The organism is Actinocorallia lasiicapitis (genome assembly GCF_054778695.1).
This window is the reverse complement of sequence record NZ_BAAGZI010000531.1, coordinates 1-3252: the sequence shown is the minus strand read 5'-3', so window position 1 is coordinate 3252 and position 3252 is coordinate 1. Positions and strand designations below refer to the sequence as shown.

The following is a 3252-nucleotide window of genomic DNA, read 5'->3' as shown; positions in this document are numbered from 1 at the left end:
AGGACCGCGACCCCGGCGCCCGCGCTCTCCGCCGACATCGGCCGCACCCCGACCGGCACCTCCACCACGCAGGCCGCCCTCGGCCGCACCCTGATGGACCTGACGCGCACCGCGCCCGAGGCGGCCCGGCGGATCGTCACCGTCACCCCGGACGTCGCCTCCAGCACCAACCTCGGCGGCTGGGTGAACAAGGTGGGGGTCTGGTCGCCGCACGAGCGGCCCAACTGGTTCGCCGACGACGCCGAGACGATCCTGCACTGGCGGGAGAAGCCGACCGGCCAGCACATCGAACTGGGCATCGCCGAGGTCAACCTGGTCGGGCTGCTCGGCGAGCTCGGCGCGACCTGGAGCAGGTGGGGCGAGCCGCTGCTGCCGATCGGGGTCATGTACGACCCGTTCGTGCAGCGGGCGCTCGAACCGTGGTCGTTCGGGATCTACGCGGGCGGCCAGTCGATCCTCGTGGGGACGCCGTCGGGCGTCACGCTCGCGCCGGAGGGCGGCGCCCACCAGTCGATCACGACCCCGTCGCTGGGGATCGAGCAGCCGGGCTGCGTCACCTACGAGCCGGCGTTCGCGCTCGACACCGAGTGGGTGCTGCTGGAGAGCCTGGCGAACCTGGGCAGGGCGGACGGCCACTCGGCGTATCTGCGGCTGTCGACCCGCCCCCTCGACCAGGCGCTGGCCGAAGTCCCGGCCGATCCGGCGGCACGGGAACGGCGCCGCAGGCAGGTCGTCGGGGGCGGCTATCCGCTGCGCCGCCCGGCCGGCGCGCGGGTCACCCTCGCGGTGATGGGCGCGCTGGTGCCCGAGGCGCTGGAGGCCGCCGACCGGCTGGAGGCGCTGGGGGTTCCGACGGCCGTCACCTGCGTCACCAGCCCCGGCCTGCTCTACAAGGCGCTGCGCGCCCGGCAGGGCCTGGAGGACGGCCCGACCTGGATCCTCGACCAGGTGCTGCCGCCCACCCCGCTGGTGACGGTGCTCGACGGCCACCCCCACACCCTCGCGTTCCTCGCCCAGATCCACCGGGTTCCGGCCGCGAACCTGGGCGTCACCCGTTTCGGCCAGTCCGGCGACCTCACCGACGTCTACCGCCACCACGGTCTCGACCCCGGCTCGATCCTCAACGCGGCCCTGGACGTCACCGGGCTGAGCTGACGGGCCTGAGCCGACGGGCCTGAGCTGACGGAGTTCAGCGGGGGAAGGCGGCCAGCCGTGCGGCGAGAGCGGCGGCGGGCACCTCCTCCCACAGGTCCGTGGCGCCGGTCTCGGGATCCCAGGTTCCGGCGACCCGGCCGCCGTGCAGGACGACCGGCGCGATCCACCCGGCGGCCTTGCTGACCTTCGCGCGATGCTCGGGCGGGATGAGGTAGGGCGCGTCGGTGCCCGCGCCGAGGACGTACGGGTCGAACCCGCCCAGCAGCCGGACGTCCTCGCTGGGCGGGGTGGCGAGCAGGGAGCTCAGCTCCGAGGTGAGCGCGTACATCGGGACGCCCTCGACGTCGACCTCGGTGAGCTCGTCGGCCAGCGCGGCGAACCACGCCTTGACGTCCTTCTTCCGGCTGCCCCTGCGCATCAGCCAGTTGTCGAACAGGTCGGGGGTGGCGGGCCCGTGCGCGCCCAGATAGGCACGGAGCACGATCCGCGCCGCCTCCTCGACGGGCGGGGCGGGCCGCCAGCCGGGCAGGGTGGACGGCGCCGCGAAGGTGATCCGGTTGCCCTGGGACGGCCCGTGGCAGAGCACCCCCCACCAGGCGAGCGGTTTCAGCAGGCTGCCCCAGCCGCTGGACAGCCCCGTGCGCAAGTGCTCGGAGGAGGTCTCGGCGAGCACCGCCTCGGTGAGCTCCTCACGCGTCAGCGGCCCGGCGGGCAGGACCCGCGCGGCGATCTCGGCGAACGCCTCGAGGTCGGCGGGGGTGGCTCCCGACATCTTGATCCAGCTTGGTCTCTCCCAGTTGCGGATGGTCGCGCAGAGCGCCAGATAGGCGCTGGCCTCGTCGATCGGCAGCAGGTGCAGGGTGCCGCGCATCGCCCACACCTTCATCAGGGTGGTGCCGACGGCGCCGTCGAGGGACGCGCCACGGACCGCGAGGCCGGTGGCGGCGGAGGAGGCCACCTGCGCCTGCACCCCGGCGAGCCGCCGGGTGACGGCGAGCGGGTCCGGTGAGGGCGCTGCCAGGTACTGGCGGGCGACGCGCCAGGCGAGGATCTGCGGCCAGGTCAGCTTCTCCATGGGCAAAAAGGTACTCAGGACCTCTGACACTCCGCATGATCACGCCTCGGCTGGGCAGGCCGGAAGGGACTTGATCTTTGAGGAGGAACGATGGCGGAACTCAGCGCCGACGCCAAAGCCCTGTTCCAGCAGCCGATCCCGGCGTGGGTGACCACCAAGCGCGCGGACGGCTCACTGCAGAGCACGGTCGTCTGGGCGGACGCGGACGACGAGGGCGTCTTCTTCAACACGGCCGTCGGCCGGGCGAAGGAGCGGAACCTGCGCCGCGATCCGGAGATCTCGGTGAGCGTTCTGGACCCGGCCAACCCCTACCATCTGGCCAGCGTGTCGGGCACGGCCGTCCTGGACACCGAGGACGCCGACGCCACGATCGACCGGCTGGCCAAGAAGTACATCGGCGCCGACGTCTACCCGGGCCACACCCCGGACGAGCAGCGGATCAACGTCCGGGTGAAGGCCGACAAGGTCCACTACAGCGGCTGAAAGCGGACTCGGGTGCCGGGGCCGAGCAGCGACGGCCGGTCCCGGCGCACGTCCCACAGGACGGCGTCGGTGCGGCCGAGCAGCCGCCAGCCGCCGGGCGACGCCGACGGGTAGACGGCCGTGTACGGTCCCGCGATCGCCACGGATCCGGCGGGGACCCTGGTCCGGGGCGTGTCCCGCCGCGGCACGGTGAGCGCGCCGCCCGTCAGATAGCCGAATCCCGGCGAGAACCCCAGATAGGCGCAGGTGTACTCGGCCCCGGAGTGCCGCGCGACGACCTCGGCGACGCTCAGCCCGGTCAACGCGGCGACCTCGGGGAGGTCCTCCCCGTCGTACCGGACGGGGAGCTCCACCAGCTCGCCGGTGCCGCGGAACGCCGCGACCGGCAGCGAGCGCAGCGCCCGCTCCAGCGCGTCGAGCGGGCCCGTGCAGGTCACCAGGACGGTCTCGGCGCCCGGCACCACGTCGACGACCCCGGGCAGCCGCGCCGCCCGGATCGCGGCGTCGATCGCGTGCGGCGCGTCGACCGTCACGAGCAG

General features: G+C 73.6%; 4 protein-coding genes. 2 read left to right on the top strand and 2 right to left on the bottom strand.

The window, feature by feature from the left end; genetic code table 11:
• The coding region (locus ACYVE7_RS31625) for a transketolase-like TK C-terminal-containing protein (RefSeq protein ID WP_460369936.1) at window positions 1–1155 on the top strand (1155 nt) is incomplete at its 5' end.
• A 34-nt stretch (window positions 1156–1189) separates the two neighbouring features.
• On the opposite strand, the gene ACYVE7_RS31620 is transcribed toward ACYVE7_RS31625, so the two are convergent.
• A complete protein-coding gene (locus ACYVE7_RS31620) occupies window positions 1190–2230 on the bottom strand; it encodes a winged helix DNA-binding domain-containing protein (RefSeq protein ID WP_460369935.1) in 1041 nt (346 codons plus the stop codon).
• A 90-nt stretch (window positions 2231–2320) separates the two neighbouring features.
• On the opposite strand from ACYVE7_RS31620, the gene ACYVE7_RS31615 reads away from it, so the two are divergent.
• Entirely contained in the window at window positions 2321–2713 is a 393-nt protein-coding gene (locus ACYVE7_RS31615; protein ID WP_460369933.1) for a PPOX class F420-dependent oxidoreductase, read from the top strand.
• Here ACYVE7_RS31615 and ACYVE7_RS31610 read toward each other — a convergent pair.
• Entirely contained in the window at window positions 2701–3252 is a 552-nt protein-coding gene (locus ACYVE7_RS31610) for a 5-oxoprolinase subunit B family protein (protein ID WP_460369931.1), read from the bottom strand. The two genes, ACYVE7_RS31615 and ACYVE7_RS31610, sit on opposite strands and share 13 nt — an antisense overlap.

What these genes read in the sequence shown, in the direction of transcription:
- ACYVE7_RS31615 (WP_460369933.1), top strand. Translation starts at nt 2,321, where the DNA reads ATGGCGGAACTCAGCGCCGACGCCAAAGCCCTGTTCCAGCAGCCGATC.
- ACYVE7_RS31620 (WP_460369935.1), bottom strand. Translation starts at nt 2,230, where the DNA reads ATGGAGAAGCTGACCTGGCCGCAGATCCTCGCCTGGCGCGTCGCCCGC.